This window comes from Streptomyces endocoffeicus, assembly GCF_016741935.1.
Lineage (GTDB): Bacteria > Actinomycetota > Actinomycetes > Streptomycetales > Streptomycetaceae > Streptomyces > Streptomyces endocoffeicus.
This window is the reverse complement of record NZ_JAERRG010000234.1, coordinates 1-351: the sequence shown is the minus strand read 5'-3', so window position 1 is coordinate 351 and position 351 is coordinate 1. Positions and strand designations below refer to the sequence as shown.

The following is a 351-nucleotide window of genomic DNA, read 5'->3' as shown; positions in this document are numbered from 1 at the left end:
GGTGGTGTTGGAAGGGGTAGGTGGGGAGGTTGGTGGGGGTGGGGGTGTTGGGGGTGAGGATTGCGGGCCAGTTGGGGGTGAGGCCGTGGGTCCAGAGGGTGGCGAGGGAGGTGAGGAGTTGTTGGGTGTCGCCGTGGTCGCGGCGGAGGGTGGGGATGGCGTGGGCGTTGGTTTCTTGGATGGCGGTGGTGAGGACGGGGTGGGGGCTGGTTTCGAGGTAGAGGGTGTGGCCGTCGGTTTGGAGGGTGTGGATGGTGTCGTGGAAGCGGACGGGTTCGCGGAGGTTGCGGTACCAGTACTCGGCGTCGAGGGCCTTGCCGTTGATGGGGGTGGCGGTGACGGTGGAGTACA

Annotated in this window: 1 protein-coding gene; it reads right to left on the bottom strand. The window is 67.0% G+C overall.

The window, feature by feature from the left end; translation table 11 throughout:
- The coding region (locus JK364_RS57425) for an acyltransferase domain-containing protein (RefSeq protein WP_201858931.1) at positions 1–351 on the bottom strand (351 nt) is incomplete at both ends.